Annotated in this window: 14 protein-coding genes and 1 tRNA gene; 2 read left to right on the forward strand and 13 right to left on the reverse strand. The window is 67.3% G+C overall.

Features of this window, described 5'->3' with window-relative positions:
• Positions 1–3: 3 nt before the first annotated feature.
• From SNOV_RS02760 to SNOV_RS02800, 9 genes are all read right to left on the reverse strand, one after another.
• Entirely contained in the window at positions 4–1290 is a 1287-nt protein-coding gene (locus SNOV_RS02760) for a DNA-directed RNA polymerase sigma-70 factor (RefSeq protein ID WP_013165384.1), read from the reverse strand.
• Positions 1287–2807, reverse strand: coding sequence for a tripartite tricarboxylate transporter permease (locus SNOV_RS02765; RefSeq protein ID WP_013165385.1), 1521 nt, complete (start codon positions 2805–2807; stop codon positions 1287–1289). The genes SNOV_RS02760 and SNOV_RS02765 overlap by 4 nt, the downstream gene beginning before the upstream one ends.
• 30 nt (positions 2808–2837) lie before the next feature.
• Positions 2838–3341 carry a hypothetical protein gene (locus SNOV_RS02770; protein WP_013165386.1) on the reverse strand — a complete coding sequence of 168 codons (504 nt, stop codon included), beginning with the start codon at positions 3339–3341 and terminating at the stop codon, positions 2838–2840.
• 65 nt (positions 3342–3406) lie between these two features.
• The gene (locus tag SNOV_RS02775) at positions 3407–4408 is read right to left on the reverse strand and encodes a Bug family tripartite tricarboxylate transporter substrate binding protein (protein WP_013165387.1); all 1002 of its coding nucleotides are present in this window, start codon (positions 4406–4408) and stop codon (positions 3407–3409) included.
• Between the two features lie 274 nt (positions 4409–4682).
• Positions 4683–5678, reverse strand: coding sequence for a mechanosensitive ion channel family protein (locus SNOV_RS02780; protein WP_041781936.1), 996 nt, complete (start codon positions 5676–5678; stop codon positions 4683–4685).
• Positions 5679–5802: 124 nt separating this feature from the next.
• Positions 5803–6720 carry an MBL fold metallo-hydrolase gene (locus SNOV_RS02785; protein ID WP_013165389.1) on the reverse strand — a complete coding sequence of 306 codons (918 nt, stop codon included), beginning with the start codon at positions 6718–6720 and terminating at the stop codon, positions 5803–5805.
• Between the two features lie 118 nt (positions 6721–6838).
• Positions 6839–8044 (reverse strand): NAD(P)/FAD-dependent oxidoreductase, encoded by a 1206-nt coding sequence (locus SNOV_RS02790; RefSeq protein ID WP_013165390.1) that lies wholly within the window; start codon positions 8042–8044, stop codon positions 6839–6841.
• 104 nt (positions 8045–8148) lie between these two features.
• A complete protein-coding gene (locus SNOV_RS02795; protein ID WP_041782754.1) occupies positions 8149–8979 on the reverse strand; it encodes an alpha/beta fold hydrolase in 831 nt (276 codons plus the stop codon).
• A 231-nt stretch (positions 8980–9210) separates the two neighbouring features.
• The gene (locus SNOV_RS02800) at positions 9211–10161 is read right to left on the reverse strand and encodes a helix-turn-helix transcriptional regulator (RefSeq protein ID WP_013165392.1); all 951 of its coding nucleotides are present in this window, start codon (positions 10159–10161) and stop codon (positions 9211–9213) included.
• A 218-nt stretch (positions 10162–10379) separates the two neighbouring features.
• On the opposite strand from SNOV_RS02800, the gene SNOV_RS02805 reads away from it, so the two are divergent.
• Together SNOV_RS02805 and SNOV_RS02810 are read left to right on the forward strand one after the other, a co-directional pair.
• Entirely contained in the window at positions 10380–11957 is a 1578-nt protein-coding gene (locus SNOV_RS02805) for a winged helix-turn-helix domain-containing protein (RefSeq protein ID WP_013165393.1), read from the forward strand.
• Positions 11958–12244: 287 nt separating this feature from the next.
• Positions 12245–12318 (forward strand) — tRNA-Gly (locus SNOV_RS02810).
• A 284-nt stretch (positions 12319–12602) separates the two neighbouring features.
• On the opposite strand, the gene SNOV_RS02815 is transcribed toward SNOV_RS02810, so the two are convergent.
• From SNOV_RS02815 to SNOV_RS02830, 4 genes are all read right to left on the reverse strand, one after another.
• Positions 12603–13112 carry a DUF995 domain-containing protein gene (locus SNOV_RS02815; RefSeq protein WP_013165394.1) on the reverse strand — a complete coding sequence of 170 codons (510 nt, stop codon included), beginning with the start codon at positions 13110–13112 and terminating at the stop codon, positions 12603–12605.
• A gap of 70 nt (positions 13113–13182) precedes the next feature.
• A complete protein-coding gene (locus SNOV_RS02820; protein ID WP_013165395.1) occupies positions 13183–14112 on the reverse strand; it encodes a glycoside hydrolase family 26 protein in 930 nt (309 codons plus the stop codon).
• A 19-nt stretch (positions 14113–14131) separates the two neighbouring features.
• Positions 14132–15523, reverse strand: coding sequence for a UDP-glucose dehydrogenase family protein (locus tag SNOV_RS02825; protein ID WP_013165396.1), 1392 nt, complete (start codon positions 15521–15523; stop codon positions 14132–14134).
• Entirely contained in the window at positions 15520–17367 is a 1848-nt protein-coding gene (locus SNOV_RS02830) for a glycosyltransferase (protein ID WP_144296051.1), read from the reverse strand. The genes SNOV_RS02825 and SNOV_RS02830 overlap by 4 nt, the downstream gene beginning before the upstream one ends.
• Positions 17368–17372: the final 5 nt, after the last annotated feature.

Consider the following 17372-nt stretch of genomic DNA (forward strand, 5'->3'; position numbering starts at 1 on the left):
CCCTCAGCCTTCGAACTGCAGGATGTCGAGGCCGCAGTCGCGGTCGAGCAGGCAGACGATGCCGTCCGCATTCACGTCGACGTCGTTGCTCTGTGGCGCCACATGACCCGACGCCCGGGCGGGGATGAAATGGCCGATCTCCTTCGGCAGCGTCGGGTCGGCGAGGTCGATGACGCGCAACCCGCCGGCGAACCAAGTAGCGAAGACGAGGCTCCCCACCTGCCGCTCCTGGAACTGGTGCGCGCCGAAGCGCCCGCCCGCCGTCGCATAGGGTGAGGCGGCCTCGCCGACATGGAAGGTCGAGATCGGCGCGATCTTCGTCAGGTCCGCGATGTCCAGCACCCACAGGAAGGCGTGCGGCTGGCCGGGAACGTGGTCGTGCTCCTCGTCGATGGCGAGGGCTACGTTGCGCCCGCCGAGCGGCTGCACCAGCGGGAAGAAGGTGTGGGTCGGCTCGGGGTAGGGCGGGTGATAGTTGAACGAGCCGATGGTGTGCGGACGGTTGATGTCCGACACGTCGATCGCATAGGCGCCGGCGTACCAGCAGGCAGCCCACATCACGTCGCCGACGCGCAGCGCGTGGTGCAGGCGGTGGCGCTGGCCGGACCATGTCGGCGTCTCGCCGGCGCTCACATGCTGCCCCGGCAGGTGCCAGCGTGACACCTCGCGCGGGCGGGTCGGATCGGCGAGGTCGTAGATGACGAGGATGTTGCCGACATAGCCCGCCATCTCGGTGGAGATGTAGGCGTAGCGCTCTTCCATGTCGAAGCGGTGCACGCCGATGCCGCCGGTCTTCACATAGGCGAGCTCGCGCGGATGGGCGGGGTCGGCGATGTCCCAGACGCGGAAGCCACCGTCGTCATAGCCGCGCGCCAGCCCCGCGCGCAGGTCGGCGACGTCGCCTTCCTTCACGCCGAGCGCGGCGGCGATCTCCGCCTCCTGCGGCGGGCGCCCAAGATGCGCGGCCAGTTCCGCCGTCACCGCCTCGATGCGCTCGCCCTTGCGGTAGAAGTGCCGGCGGTGGCGTTCGACATTGGTGATCATCAGGTCGCCGGCGACCTTCACCTTGTGGGTGTGGGAGAAGCCGTCCTTCGGCGCGATCTGGGCGACGAGGCGCGGCTTTCGCGGATCCGCCAGGTCATAAATGCTGGTGCCGAGCGGCGGCGACATGTGGCCGATAAAGGCGTGGCCGCGATGCAGCACCACCTCGCCACCACCGGGAATGTCGAGCCGGGCGAGCGGGGTGACGTTGGCGCTGCGCAGGGCGGCAGCCGGCGGATGCGCGTTCATGCCGTGGCCGTCCGGGCGGCGGCGCGGTTGCGCCGCCATTGCACGATGGAGGGAATGGCGAGCGAGACTGCCAGCGCCGCCCAAAGGATGTTACCCACGGGCGAGGAGAAGAACACCCACGGGTCGTTGCCGCTGATGCGCAGCGCCCGCATCACGTTCGCCTCCAGCATCGGCCCGAGGATGACGCCGATCAGCAGCGCCACCACGTTGAAGCCGGTGCGGCGGCAGACATAGCCGATGGCGCCGAACAGCAGCGTCAGCCACAGGTCGAACATGTAGCCGCGCGGGGCGAAGGCGCCGACGAGGGTGAAGGCGATGATGATCGGCGCCAGCACCGGGGTCGGGATCAGCACCAGCTTCGACACCCAGCGGGTCAGCGGCAGGGTGGTGAACAGCATCACCGCATAGGCGATCAGCATGGTGATGAACACGCCATAGCCGATGCCCGGGTTCTGGATGAACAGGCGCGGGCCGAGCTGGACGCCGTGATAGGTCATCACGATCAGCATCACCGCGGCGGTCGTGCCGCCGGGCACGCCGATGACCAGCAGCGGGATGAGGTCGCCGGAGGCGCAGCCGTTGTTGGCCGATTCCGGCGCGATGACGCCCTCGGGGATGCCGGTGCCGTACTTCTCCGGCGTCTTCGAATAGAGGCGCGACTGCTGGTAGGCGACGAAGGCGGCAATGGAGGCGCCGGCACCCGGCACGATGCCGATGATGAGGCCGATGATGCCGGTCCAGATCATGTGCCAGGTGCGCTGGAACGACCAGACCACGCCTTCCCAGGTCTCCTTCCAGCCGGACTGGCGCATCATCTGCTTGCCGGTGTCGGAGAGCACCGACGAGCTCTCCATCATGATCAGCGCTTCGGAGATGGCGAAGACGCCGATCAGCACCGCGATCAGCGGCACGCCGTCATAGAGCTCGATGAAGCCGAAGGTGCCGCGCGGGGTGGAATAGATGTGGTCCGCGCCGATGGCACCGATCAACAGGCCGAGGAAGCCGGCGATCAGTCCTTTCAGCATGTTGTCGGAGGCGACCGAAGCGATCAGCGTGATACCGAACAGCAGGATCACCACCATCTCGACGCTGTGCATGTAGAAGGCGAGGCGTGCGATGTAGGGCAGCAGGAAGATCGACATCAGCGCCGTGACCATGCCGCCCACCGTCGAGGCGACGAAGGACAGCACCAGCGCCTGCTGGCCCAACCCTTTGCGCGCCATCGGATAGCCGTCGAGGCAGGTGGCCGCCGATCCGCCGTTGCCCGGTATGTTCAAGAGGATCGAGGTGATGCCGCCGCCCATATGCGAGGCGACGAACAGCGAGACCATGAAGATCATCGCCACCTCGACATCCACCGCCAGGGTGAAAGGCAGCAGCATGATGATGGTGTTGGCCGAGCCGAAGCCCGGCATGGCGCCGATGATGATGCCGATGGTGGTGGCGATGACGATCAGCCACAGATAGCTGAAGTTCAGCAGGAACTGGTCGGAGAGCAGGCTGAGGCTGAGGTTCATGTCGGATATCCCGCGGGTGCGCGGCGCGGCCTAGAGGCCGGTAAGGGTGGAGACGAGGCTCTCGAACGGCCCCTGCGGGAAGGAGGTGCGCAGGATGAGGATGAAGAGCACATAGCCGCCGAGCGCCAGCGCGCCGGCGGTGATCGCCGCCGCCCGCACGCTCATGCGCTGCAGCCACAGGAAGCAGGCGAACAGGAAGCCGAAGGTGCTCAGCGTGAAGCCCGCCCAGGGGATCACCGCCACCGAGGTCACGGTCAGCGCGAAGAGCGAGCCGCGCAGCACTGCGAGCCTGTGGCTCTCATAGAGGCTGCGGAACTCGAGATAATGGGTGCCGCGCAGCAGGCCGATGGCAGTCCTCAGCGCGAAGATGCCGATCAGTCCGAACAGCATCACGGCGCAGAACACGCCGCTTACCTTGGCTTCCCAGTCGAGGTCCTTGATCGAGATGAGGTAGTAGGTCGCGAAGATGGCGCCGAGGACCGGGATGATCCAGTCGGCGCCGGTGGCGACCTTGGCCTTGCGATCGTCGTTCATGGCTTGCGATCCTGCGCGCGGGGCGCGAGGGTCCGCCGGCCCATGGCGGGCGGACCCTGCCTGCGTTACTTCGTGGCGGTGAGCAGCGAGCGGAAGCGATCGGCGAGCTCGACGAATTCCTTCGCCGATTCCTGGCAGGAGGCGGCGTCGCCGTACTGGATGAATTCCCACGGCGTGCCGGCCTTCTCCGCCACGGTCTTGTACTCGGGATCGGCGAAGACCTGCTTGAAGCTGTCGGTGAGCTTCTTCACCCGGTCCGGATAGGCCTCGACCGCCTTCGTATGGATGGCGATGGCGCGCTGGCCGGACATTTGCGGGATCTTGGTGCCGAGCGCCTGGTTGACCGGCGGGGCGTTGTTGGTGAGCTCGGGCGCGCGGTTGGTGTCGTTGAAGACGGTGAGGAAGCGCGCCTGGTCGCCGAGGCCGAGCGAGGAGGAGAGGAAGGTGGCGCAGCCATCGACCTCGCCGGTGATCGCCGCCGAGCGGGCGGGCCCGCCGCCGCCATAGGGGATCATGCGCACCTTCATGCCGGTGGCCTCCGCCAGCGCCAGCGCGCCGATGGTGGAGGGATGCGGCAGGCGGCTGGTCGAAAGGGTGATCTCGCGCTTCTTGCCTTCCTCGACCAGCTCCTGGATGGTCTTGAACTTGCTGCTGGAGCCGACCCAGATGACGGAATCGTCGATGTCCATGCTGCCAATATAGGTGAAGTCTTCCTGATATTTGTACTTAACCTTCTGGGTGGCGTACATGATCATCTCCGGCCCGATATTGCCGAAGAGGATGTTGTAGGCATCCGCGGGGCGTTTCGAGATGAAGACTTCGTACCCGACTTGGCCCGAGGCGCCAGGGAAGTAGGAATACTCGAAATTGGCGCCGAGATATTTCGACCAGATGCGGTTGAAGGCGCGCGCCGCCTGATCGACGCCGCCGCCTTCGCCGGTCGGGATCAGCACCTGGATCGGCTTGTCCGGAAAGTCGCCTGCTGCGCGCGCGGGACGCGCCAACGAGGCCGCGAGCGCGCCGGCCCCGGCCATGAGCACATGGCGCCTGTCGAGCATGATTGTCATCGATTTCCTCCCAGGTGCCCTTGGCACCGGCTGTTCTTCTCGCCGCGGTGCGCCCGCGAACCATTCAGCCATATTGTTATTGGTTATAGATTGGTCTGAGCGGGCGTCAAGCGTTGAGGGGTGTGGAGGCGGGCTCATTTTTGAGGGGACGCTAGCATCATAAGATTTAAACGATCGCAGCGCAGGCGACGGTGAGCCAAGCAATAGAAGCCCATGATCTCAACCAATGCGTAATTGGTTGAGATCATGGGCGATGAGCGTGCCTGACCGCCGATCAAAGCCGCACAATTGTTGCCTGCGGTGCCGGTACGAAGACGAGGCTTTGTGCGGGTAAGGCCAGGGAAAGCCCGTCTGCTTTGCGGTGGCCGTGGATGAGGTCGATGATCTCGTTCTTGGCGAGCGTCCCCACAGCGAGGCTGGCGACGCGGAACTGCAGCTCGACGTCGATCGCGATGGCGTCGATGGACTTCAGGGCAACGGCCGGCGGCGGGTCCTGCACGATGCGGGTGCTGGCTTGCAGCACGCTTCGCATCGCCTCCTCGATGAGGCGCGGGCTCTGCACGGCGGCGAAGCGCACGCCCAATGTGATCTGATGCGTCTCGTCGGGACGGCTGAGGCTGGTCAGGCCCTGCCTCGCCAGCATGCTGTTGGGCAGCACGACGATGTTGTTCGCCGCGGTCAGCAGATTGGTGGAGCGCCAGTTGGTTTCGGTGACGCGGCCCGCCGTGCCGTCGCTCAGCTGCACCCAGTCGCCTATCGCATAGGCCTTGCCAAGTGTCAGCGCGATGCCGGAAAAGACATCGCCGAGCGTGTTCTGTAGCGCCAGGCCCAATATGAGGGCGACGACGCCCGAGGTCGTCACCAGGGAGGCGACGGGCATGCCGAAGACAAAGCCCATCACCGACAGCGCCACGCCGAGATAGATCACGGCAACGGCCATGTCCAAGATCAGATGCGCTTCCCGCGGCTTGCGATTGAGCCGGACATAGATGTGGATGAGGCCGATGATCGTCCATGCGAGGTGGGTCCACCAAAGAACCCTGGCGGACTTCGACAGCAGCGCGGCGAAACCCTCCGTGTAGACGTCGTCGGGCTGCTGCGGCGCGATGCCTCCCGCATAAAGGACGAGGCTCATGCCGGCGAAGAACAGGATCTGGACGATAAGGCGACCTGTGGGGCGGCTGGGGCCCTGAAGGTGCCAGACGACGATGCCGGCAATGCCTAGGATGTTGATTAGGGCAAGCGGCAGGTAGTGGTCATCGCCAGACATGGAAGAGCTTCGCCGGGGTTGCTTGCGGTAGATCGCCCCCGGCCGAGCCGGGATGAGGACGGGATCGGGCATCCCGGAGCATCTCTGCGCTGAACGCGGAGATGCTCCGGGATGCGCCAAGAGCTCAGTAGTCCCAGAAGACAGGCACCCAGCGGAAGTGGTCGCCCTCGACCGCCACATGGCCGACGGACGGGAACGGCAGGTGGGTGGCCACGAGCGATGATCCGGTCGCCGCCAGCTCCTTCAAAAGACGGACCCGGACGCGGGCCGCTTCTTCGGGGTCATGTTCGAAGCCGTTGTACCATTCGGGGTGTTCGAACCCGACCGCGAACACGGCGTCGCCGGCGAACATAAGCCGGTCGCCGCCGGACGCCACGCGGACCACGCTGTGGCCGGGGGTGTGCCCGCCGGTGCGAGAGACGACCACGCCCGGCGCCACCTCGGCCTCCTCATCGAACAGCCGCAGATGGCTCTGATACTCTTTCGCGAACCGCTTCGCGGCGGCTCGAAGCGCGTCCGGGAACCCCGCCGGCATGTTGACGTGGGAGAAATCGGGCGCCTTCCAGAACTCGACCTCGGCGGCGGCCACATGGATCCGCAGATCCGGACGCAGGCGCTCCTTCACTCCGTCGATCAGCAGCCCGCCGACATGATCCATGTGCATGTGGGTCAGGACCACGTCGGTCACGGCCGCCAGGTCGATGCCGACAGCCGCGAGCCGCTTGATCAGCTGCCCGGCCCGCGGCAGGTTCAGGTCCGGATCGAGGCCGAGCCCGGCATCGACGAGAATGGTCTGCCCGCCGCTGCGGACCACGACCACGTTCAGCGCCCAGTCGAAAGCCTCGGTCGGCAGGAACATGTCATTCAGCCAGGCCGCTCGTGCCGCGGGCTCGGCGTTGTGTCCCAGCATCTTGGTCGGAAGCGGCAGGACGCCGTCGCTGACGATCAGCACGTCGATCTCGCCGACCCGCACCGCGTAACGCGACGGCACCAGCTCTTCATGTCCCGTTCGACGGGGGGCGGCGGTGTTTTGCAAGTTCATGTTCGTCTCCTGCTGAGATGATGGAACCGGCCAGGCCGGCTCCGCTGAGGTTGGTGGGTTGTCGTGAGGTGATCCGCTCGCGGCCGCCGATGCGGCGCGCGCACGGGATCGGTCGCGCCTAGAGGTCGGTGACGCGCTCGGGTTCCGCCGAGGCGAGAGCGACGTTGCGCTGGGCACGGGGCGGGTAAATCCACACCGTGTTGATCTCCTGCTTCATCTTCTTGGCCTCGGCGCCGACGAACTCGACCTGACGGTCCCAGCCGCGCGTGAACAGCGCGCCGGCGTCGCCGAGGTCGAGGCAGGTCACATAGGCCTCCTGGTGGTAGGCGATGGTCGGCACGCCCAGCAGCTCGGCGGCGGCGTTGTGGCCGGCGAAGGCGCCCATGCGGGTGGCGTGCTGGCAGGACATCAGCGCGTAGTTGCCGATGTCGTCGCACGCCGCCTTGGCGGCATCGCCGGTGGCGAAGACGCCGCCGACGCCCGGCACGCGCAGGGCGCGGTCGACGAGCAGCCGGCCGGAATTGTCGCGCTCGGCCGGGATCTGCTGGGTCAGCGGCGCGGCGCGCATGCCGGCAGCCCAGATCACAGTGGCGCTCTCGATGCGCTCGCCGCCGGCGAGCGTCACGCCGTCCGCATCCACCGCAGCGACGCCGGCGCCGAGCCGGGTCTCCACACCCACCTTGCGCAGGGCGTTCTCGATGACCGGGCGCGGCCCGGCGCCCATATCGGGTGCGATGGCGTCGTTACGGTCGACGATGACGACGCGGATGCCGGCCTTGTCGCCGAGAATGGTCCGCAGCCGCGCCGGCATTTCGGTTGCCGCCTCGATGCCGGTGAAGCCGCCGCCGGCGACGACCACCGTGTCACGGGCGGCCGACGCCGGCCGGCGCGCCAGCGCGTGGAGATGGCGGTCGAGGGCGACCGCGTCGTCGAGTTGGTCGACGCTGAACACATGCTCGGCGACGCCGGGAATGTCCGGGCGGAACAGCCGGCTGCCGGTGGCGAGCACCAGCCGGTCATAGGCAAGCGTCCTGCGCTCGCCGCCACCGGTGACGATGCCCACCGAATTGGACCGTGTGTCGACCGTCTCGGCGGTGCCCTGCACATAGCGGACGTCGATTTCCTCCAGCACCGGCAGGAGCGGCGCCGTCAGCGTCTCGGGCTTGGGTTCGTAGAGCCGCGGGCGAACCACCAGCGTCGGCTGCGGCGCCACCAGCTCGATCTCGAGCTCCTCGGGCGAGACGCCCTGGAGATTGCGCAGGCGCGCGGCGGAAAGGGCGGCATACATGCCGGCGAAGCCGGCGCCGATGATGACCAGTCGCATGTGAACTACTCCTGTGAGGATGCCGGAAGGGCGCAGGTCGCCGCTGCCGCGCGGTCGAGCCGGCGAGGCCTTGGGAGGCGGCTGCGATGCGGGTGGGTCGAGCGTCAGCCCGCTACGAAGGCGAGCAACTCGGCGGTGACGAGATCGGCATGGGTGGTGCAGATGCCGTGCGGCAGCTTCTCGAAGGTCTTGAGCGTGCCGTTCTTCACCAGCTTCGCCGAGAGCGGGGCGGAGTCGGCGATGGGCACGATCTGGTCGTCGGTGCCGTGCATCACCAGCGTCGGCACGGTGATGCGGGTAAGATCGTCGGTGAAGTCGGTCTCGGAGAAGGCGCGGATGCCGTCATACTGCGCCTTGGCGCCGCCCATCATGGCCTGCCGCCACCAGTTCCAGATGACCGCTTGCGACGGCTCGGCACCGGGCCGGTTGTAGCCGTAGAACGGGCCGCTCGCGAACTCGAGATAAAATTGCGAGCGGTTGGCGGCGAGCTTCGCGCGCAGGCCGTCGAACACCTCGATCGGCAGGCCGCCGGGATTGGCCGATGTCTTCACCATCAGCGGCGGCACGGCGCTGATCAGCACCAGCCTGGCCACGCGGCCCTTGCCGTGGCGGGCGACATAGCGCGTCGCCTCGCCGCCGCCGGTGGAATGGCCGACATGGACGACGTTGCGGAGATCGAGATGCTCGACCACCGCCGCGACGTCTGCGGCGTAGTGGTCCATGTCGTGGCCGTCGCTCACCTGCGTCGAGCGGCCGTGCCCGCGCCGGTCATGGGCGATGACGCGATAACCCCGGCCGGCGAAGGAGAGCATCTGCGCGTCCCAGTCGTCGGAGGAGAGCGGCCAGCCATGATGGAAGAAGATCGGCTGCCCGGTCTTCGGGCCCCAGTCCTTGTAGAAGATCTGGACGCCGTCCTTGGTGGTGACGGTACGCATGATCCGGTTCCTTTCGGCGATGTGGTCATTGCTCGCCCCCTCGGCGGAGGAGGTGCGGACGGTCGCGGACACCGCCCCCGCGAGGGCCGTCACCAGGACGTTGCGGCGCGACAGGTGAGGAAGAGGTCCGATCATCGTCTGTCTCCTTTCGTCGGTGAGCACGGGATGGGTTTAGCGCGAGGGGTAAGGGACTGGCCGAGAGCGATTGCCGTGGTTAGAGCGCGATTGCCGCTAACGCGCCCGCCGGCGCCAATCGCTCGGGGTCTCTCCGGTCAGGCGCCGGAAGGCGGCGGCGAAGGCGGATTGCGAGCCGTAGCCGAGCGTCACCGCGATCGAGACCACCGACTCGTCGGTATCGCGCAGCATCGTCATCGCCTGCGCCAGCCGGTGCTGCCGCAGCCAGGCATGCGGCGAAAGCCCGGTGCTCTGCTTGAAGGCGCGGCAGAAATGGAAGCGCGACAGATGCGCGTCCGCGGCGAGGGCGGCGAGCGACAGGTCGGCGTCGTCATCCGAGCGCAGTCGTTCGATGGCGCGGCGCAGCGCCGTCGGCGCCAGCCCGCCCAATGCCAGCTGGAGGCTGGCGCCGGCACCGGTATGCGCGGACAGGAGCCGTGTCGCCAGAAGCTCGGTGAGCTGCTGCCGGAACAGGGCATCGAGGGCTTCGCTGCCGTCGAGCACCTCGGAGGCGCTCATCAGCAGCCGCGACGTCGTCGGGTCGAGATGGCCGGTGCGTTCCAGCAGCGGCGCGGGGCCGGACGTATCGGCTTCGGCGGCGACGCGCTCCAATATGGCATGCGGCAGATAGAGCTGGAGGACGTCGACCGCTCCGCCGATGTCCCAGCGCGAGCTGGTGCCGGAGGGGATGATCGTCACCACGCCCGGCCGCGCCGTCCCGGATGCGAGCGATCTCCCCGTCCGGCGCTCCAGGCGCTGCATCGTGCCGATATAGGTCATGATGACATGGTCCTTCATCGGCTCGACGACATCGTGCAGCTCGCCGTGATTCCAATGGGCGATGGAACTGCCGGACAATTCGGTGACGATGCGGCGCGGCGTGGTGCCGAGGACGCGCGCCATCTCGTCCGCCGTGGGCCGGGCGCCGGTCCATGGCTGTTCCTGGATGGGTTCGGAGGTGCGGAACAGATCCTCCAGCGAGGGCACGCGCAGGATGGTATCGTCCATCGGTCCACGCTCACGGTTCGGTTGCTTCGTGAGGGCAGAGTGCGTCCGGGCTGGCGCGAAGTCCTTGCAGAGCGGTTGGATTGGCCTTGCTTTTGCGTCCAAAAGGCGACACGCGCGGCCTAATGGAAAAAGCTCCATCGGCACCATGATATGAAGGCCGATCGGAGAACTGTGCGGAAAGCTGTCCGGCTCTGCGGATCGGCTGATGGAGCGCTGGATTGAAGTATCATTTCGCGGACTGCGTGCTCGACCTTGACCGACGGGAGCTGACTCGCGCGTCGCAGTCGGTCGCGGTCGGACCGCAGGTCTTTGATCTCTTGGTGCATCTCGTCGAGAATCACGAACGGGTGGTGAGCAAGGACGGCCTGCTCGATGCGGTCTGGAACGGCCGCATCGTTTCCGAATCCACCCTGACCAGCCACATCAACGCGGTGCGCAAGGCGATCGGCGACAGCGGCGCCGAGCAGCGCCTCGTGCGCACCGTCGCGCGCAAGGGTTTCCGCTTCGTCGGCGACATCCAGCAGGTCGGGATGTCGGAGGCGTCACGCGACGCCGCGATCATGCCGGAGATCGCCATCCCCGCGACGGCCGTGACCGCGCACAAGCCTTCCATCGCGGTGATGCCGTTCCAGAATCTCAGCGGCGATCCGGAGCAGGACTATTTCGCCGACGGGGTGGCGGAGGAGATCATCACGGCGCTCTCGCGCGTGCGCTGGCTGTTCGTCATCGCGCGCAATTCGAGCTTCGCCTATCGCGGCCGCGCCGCCGACGTGCAGCAGATCAGCCGCGAGCTGGGCGTCACCTACGTTCTCGAAGGCAGCGTGCGCAAGGCAGCCGACCGCATCCGCATCACCGGCCAGCTCGTCAATGCCAGCACCAATGGCTATCTCTGGGCCGACCGCTTCGAGGGTGCCCTCGACGATATCTTCACGCTGCAGGACCGCATTTCCGGCAATGTCGTCGGCGCCATCGCCCCGCAGATGGAATTGGCGGAGATCGAGCGCGCGCGGCGCAAGCCCACCGAGAACCTCAGCGCCTATGACTGCTATCTGCGCGGCCTCGCGCATCTGCACCGCGGCGGCCGGGAATCGGTCGAGGAGGCGCTGCCGCTGTTCCGCAAGGCGATCGAGCTCGATGGCGAGTTCGCGCCGCCTTACGCAATGGCGGCGTGGGGCTATTTCTGGCGCAAGGTCAATGGCTGGACGATCGATCCAGTGCAGGAGACGGCCGAGGGCATCGCCCTTGCCCGCCGCGGCGTGGAGCTCGGACGGGACGACGCGGTGGTGCTGGCGAGGGCCGGCCATGCGCTCGCCCATCTCGCCGGCGAGTTCGAGAGCGGCATCGGCCTCCTCGACCGCGCGCTGTTCCTTAATCCCAATTTGGCGCCCGCCTGGTTTCTCGGCGGTTTCCTGAGGGTCTGGCACGGCGAGCCGGAGGCGGCGATCGACTATTTCGAGCACGCTATGCGCCTGAGCCCTGTCGATCCCGAGCTCTACCGGATGCAGGCCGGGATCGCGATGGCGCATCTCTTCGCCGGCCGTTTCGAGACCGCGTCGCTATGGGCGGACCAGGCCCAGCGGAACCTGCCGAGCTTCCTCATGGCCGTTGCCACCGGCGCGGCGAGCCAGGCGCTGTCGGGCCGGACCGAGGAAGCCCGCCGGACCATGGATCAATTGCGGGAGCTTGCCCCCGCTCTGCACATTTCCGGCCTGAAGGACTGGCTGCCGATCCGCCGACAGGAAGATTTCGCCCTGTTCGCCGACGGCCTGCGCCAAGCCGGCCTTCCCGACAAGTGAACGGCAGCGATCGAAGCTGAGAGACGTCACGGCTTATCTGAGGCGCGCCTCAGTCGGCGAAGAGGCGCGCGTCGGCTGCTCGAACGTTCTTCCTTTGAAGTCCAGTTTGCGAGGCGGACAGACCTTATGCATGGCGATGCGAGGTTACAAACAAGGGACAGTTAAGCACCGGCGTCCCACGCTGCGGCATTGCCGGCACTTGCCGCGCCCATCATCCGCGAGGCTGTGAAACCTCGCCAACGGGGACTTGAACCACCCCGTCCGCGCCCCTAATGTGCGCCGGCCGAGCGGGCGTAGTTCAATGGTAGAACGGCAGCTTCCCAAGCTGCATACGAGGGTTCGATTCCCTTCGCCCGCTCCAGCGCCGACCGTTACCAGCCAACGGTTTCGCCGCTCTACCGCTGAACTGCGCGGTCCCCACGTTCCCCATAACTGTTTACAGCTCGCGCCGCCCGGTGCGAGTGGCGATCCCGCTGCGGCTCCCCGCTTGCGTCCAATGGGAGACCGCACGCTCCCGGCCATGCCGTCTTCCGCCTAGTTAGGCGGCGAAGAGCGTCGGACGGGCGCGGAGCGGGTCCGGGAGCCGCGCTTTCGGGCCGCGTTCCCAGGGCCGCTCCGTCCGTGTCGCGCGGGCCGCCATGGCCTTCAGCTACGCGCGCTCAGCAGTTTCAGTTCCTGCTTCACCTTGCCGACACCGGCGCTCGCCTCGTCGCCGGCCCTGAACTTGGCGTATTCGTCGCCGGCGGCGGTCTGCCCGTGCTTGAACACGTACCACGCGCCGCCCGGCTCCTTCTGCTGGTAGATCACCTGCCCGCCCATCACGCGATGGCCGAAGCAGGTGATGTTGCGTCCGGACGGGCCGACGCCGCGCCAGATGGCCGAGAAGCACATCCGCCCAAGCGGCGTCACGCGCCACTCGCCTTCGGCATAGCTCGCCTGCTTGCCGGAGCCGGACCACGCCACGAAGCGGCGGTTCGGGGCGAAATAGGCGGCTCCGTCCGACCAGATCCAGGTCTTGCCGGCATAGAGCGCGCGCACGTCGTTCGGCCGCATCACGGTCGCCGTCGCCCGACGCTGGGCAGCGTCGGCACTTGCCGAAAGAGTGCAGGTCAGCGAGACGGCGATCGCTGCCAGAGTAAGCGTGGAGGTTCTCATGACGATCTTCCTTCTGTCTGCTTGGTGGATGTGCGGCGTCGCCGCGAGCGCCGGGGCGTCGCGGTGACACTCAGTTCACGAAGCCGCGCTGCAGCCGCCAGTCGGGGCGTCCATAGGGCTCCGGCCAGGCATACGGATCGACGGCGTTGAAGTAGACGACCGCGGCCAGCTGCGGGAATTCGCCTCCCACGGTGCGCACGTCCTGGAGCCACTGTTCCATGAACGCGCTGTCGCCCTGGAAGCCCAGCTCGGCAACCACGATGGGCTTGCCGAAGCCGACGACGCGGTCATAGGCGGGCCGGAGCGCCTCGCTGAAGCTGCGCGCATGGCCGTACTGGTCGATGTCGTACTGCTGAAGGTCGAGCACGGTCAGGCCGACCTCGTCGACATAGGCATCGCCGGGATAATAGGCGGCGAGGCGCTCCTCGCCGCGCGGCGACCACATGAAGCGGGCCTGCGGCGCGTCGATCCGGCATTGCGAAACGAAGTGCCGATAGGCCGCGACATAGTCGTCCGGCGCCCAGCTCGACCAGGGGAAGTGGCCGTTGGGCAGATCCATCTCGTGACCCCAGCGGATGGTCACGGGGCGGTCGAGCTTGCCGATCTCGCCGCAGACGGCCTTTGCCGGACCGTCATAGGCGCCGGCGAGGATGCCGTGCAGCAATTGCTCACCGGAGACGTTCGTCCCCGGCGACCAGGACCAGGGTTCGACGGTGACCATCAGGTCGCGACGGTGCTCGCGCGCATAGGCGTCCGCCTTCGCCAGCGAGGTCGGGTCGGAATCGCGCCACGGGATGTAGACGTGCTCGATGCCGACGCTCTTGTCGCCCGCGAAGACGCCCTCGGGGTCATAGACGCCGAACTTCACCTGGTCGGCGGGCTTCGCGGTCGGCCGCGGGGCGGTCTGGGACAGACCTGGTGCGACGAGCGTGACCGCCGCCGCCAGTGTCATCAGGCCGGACACCGCAGCAACATAAGCCTTCTTGGACAGAGGTCTCATTGCTTGTCTCCTTCCGTTTTCATTTGACGAGGATTGGAGCCGCATCGCTCTGGATCGGCGGTGAGGCGACGAGCGCCGGCGGCAGCTGGTGGACGGTGCCGCGGGGACCGGGGCGGCCGATGTTCACCAGGCGGAAGCCGAAGCGACGGGCGAGCTCCGGCGGATAGATGTTGCGCAGATCGACCATGACGGGGGTGCGCATGATCCGGTGCAGGCGGCCGAGGTCGAGCGAGCGCAGCTCGTTCCATTCGGTCATCAGCACGACCACGTCGGCATCGGCGGCGCATTCATAGGGATCGCCGTGAAACGCCACGTTGCCCAGCCGGTCGCGCGCCTGCCGCAGGCCCTGCGGGTCGTAGGCCGCGATCTCGGCGCCCGCGCGCTGCAGGTGGCGGATCAGCGGGATCGACGGCGCGTCGCGCATGTCGTCGGTGTCCGGCTTGAAGGTCAGGCCGAGCACTGCGATCTTCATGCCGATCACCGAGCCGCCGGCCGCCTCGATCACCTTCTGCGCCATGCGGTGCTTGCGGGCGTTGTTGGCGGCGACGGTGCCTTCGACCACCCGCAGCGGCACGCCGTATTCCTGCGCGGTGTGCAGCAGGGCGCAGGTGTCTTTCGGGAAGCAGGACCCGCCATAGCCGGGCCCGGCGCGCAGGAAGGCACCGCCGATGCGGCTGTCGAGCCCGACGGCGGCGGCGAGTTCGGTCACGTCGCCCTCGACCTTCTCGCACAGGTCGGCCATCTCGTTGATGAAGCTGATCTTGGTGGCGAGAAAGGCGTTGGCGGCGTACTTGATCAGCTCGGAGGTGCGCCGGCGGGTGACGATCTGCGGCGCACCGGTGGCACGCAGCGGCAGATAGAGTTTGCGCAGCGTTTCCTCCGCCTTGGCGTCCTCGACGCCGAACACGATCCGGTCGGGAGACTGGAAGTCGGCGAGGGCGGACCCCTCGCGCAGGAATTCGGGGTTCGAGGCGACCGAAAACGACATGTCGGGACGCGTCCGCCGGATGATCTCCTCGACCGCGTCGCCGGTGCCCACCGGCACGGTCGATTTGACGACCACGGTGAGCGGACCCGTCATGGCATTGGCGATGTCCTTCGCCGCGCCGTACACGAGCGAGAGATCGGGCTCGCCGTCACTGTCCCGCGGCGGGGTGCCGACGCAGATGAACGCGGCTTCCGTGCCGTCCAGGGCTTCGCGGGCCTGGGTGGTGACGGTGAGGCGGCCCGCGGCGATGTTGCGCCGGAGAAGCTCCTCGATGCCCGGCTCGTAGATCGGGCTCCTGCCGGCGCGCAGCTTTTCCACCGTGGCCGCGTTCGTATCGACGCAGACAACGCGGTTGCCCATATCGGCAAAGCACACGCCGGCGACCAGGCCGACATAGCCGGTTCCTATGACTGCGACTTTCATTGCGTTCTCCCAGAATTGCGCCTGTGCGGCGATTGGTCGGCCTGTTGGTCGACGGACGGGGACGGGGTCCCCTGCTGGGGCCTCTCGGCCCAGGGCATCACGAAGATGAGCTTGCGGGTGCCGTAGCCGAGGCCAGCCCCGGCGGCGGAAAAGACGGTGTAGGTGTACGAGACCGGCAGGGCGCCCCAGGCGAGGGCGCCGAGACCTTCCGGCCCGCGCTGGACGGCGGCCGTGAGAGGCAGCGCGAGCAGCGCGGCGACGAGCCCGACCTCCATCGGCCTGCGGCCGCGCGGGCCTCGGCCTTCCGGGTTCTCGATCCGGTGACGCACCAGGATGACGAGGACCAGGACGGCGTAGAGCACCGCGTTGACGATGGCGAAGATGTAGAAGCCGCTCGCCGGCCCGGCATCGTCCAGCAGCAGCACCGGCGCGGCCGATCCGAGCGAGATCGCCACATATGGGGCGACCACGCGCAGCGGCACGGGCTCGACCGTTCCCTTCCCCTTTGGTGTGACACGGAAATCGACGAAGGAGCCGGTGAAGAAGTCGCGCAGCGCGTAGATCGTGCCGAGCAGCGACCAGGGCCATTTCGCGAGGACGAAGAGGATCTCCTCCCAGCTGAGCACCCGTGCATTCGCCGGGCGCAGCCAGCCGCCGGCCCGCCAGCGATAGATCATGCACAACAGCACCACAGACATCGGCGCGTAGTGCACGACGAAGTCGTAATAGGTGACGTCGGCGAAATGCTCGCGGCTGGCGAGGGCCACCACCGGCATCAGGAAGAGCACGGCCCAGATGCTAGAATAGAGCGGATACCAGAGCTGGCAGAACAGGAACTGGAAGCGCAGGCGCGCGGGCAGCAGCGGCACGAGCGCGGGCGAGTAGCGCAGCAGGATGGTGACCAGGCTGCGCGCCCACTGGAACTCCTGCGTCGCAAGATCCGCGAAGCTGCGCGGGCCGTCGCCATTGGCGATGGCATCGATGGCATGGACGCCGCGCCAGCCGCCGGCGTTCATCATCAGCGTGGTGGAATGGTCCTCGGCCAGTTCCGGGCCAAGCCCGCCAATGGTCTCCAGCGCCTCGGTGCGCACCGCATAGTGCGAGCCAATGCACAGCGGCGCCCAGCCGCCCGTGTAGCCGGCCTGAAGCGGGCCGTGCATCGACGCTTCGGCGTAGAGGCGCGCGCGCGCCGCCCAGCTCTCACCGGCATTGCGGTTGCAGATGCTCGGCGCCGATACATAACCGATCCGCGGATCGCTGAAGGGCGCGAGCATGCGCTCGAGATAGTGCCGGCTCGGCACATGATCGGCGTCCATCTGGACGACGAAGTCGTACAGCCGGTAGCCGAAATGATCGTAGAAATAGGCGAGGTTGCCTTCCTTGCAGCGCACCCGGCGCGGCCATTCCTCCCGCTGATAGTCGTCGACGCCCCTGCGCGTCGAGACCCGGACGCCGTGCGTCGCGCACCAGTCCAGGGTTTCGGCCGAGGGATCCTCGTCCGCCAGCCAGGTGTCGTGGGGGTAGGGCTGCGCGATCATGGCTTCGAGCGTGCGCGCCACGACCTCGAACGGCTCGGACGGCGCCTTCGTCACCACCATGGCGACGGTGCTGCCCTCCGGCAGCTGCGCGAGGCCGGCCGGTTTGCGGCTGCCGACGAAGACCGTGAAGAAGTAGATCGGCATCAGCGTCAGCCAGGCGAAGGGCAGGCTCGCGAAGATGAAGCGTCCGACGCTGGTGATATGGGCGGGGTCGAGCCACCAAAGCCAGAAGAAGAGATAGGCGGCGGTCCACGCGGAAATGGCGAGGAACAGCTCGACCCGCTGCGGCGGCGAGAGGAGCGGCACGAGCG

Source organism: Ancylobacter novellus DSM 506 (assembly GCF_000092925.1).
Taxonomy (GTDB): domain Bacteria; phylum Pseudomonadota; class Alphaproteobacteria; order Rhizobiales; family Xanthobacteraceae; genus Ancylobacter; species Ancylobacter novellus.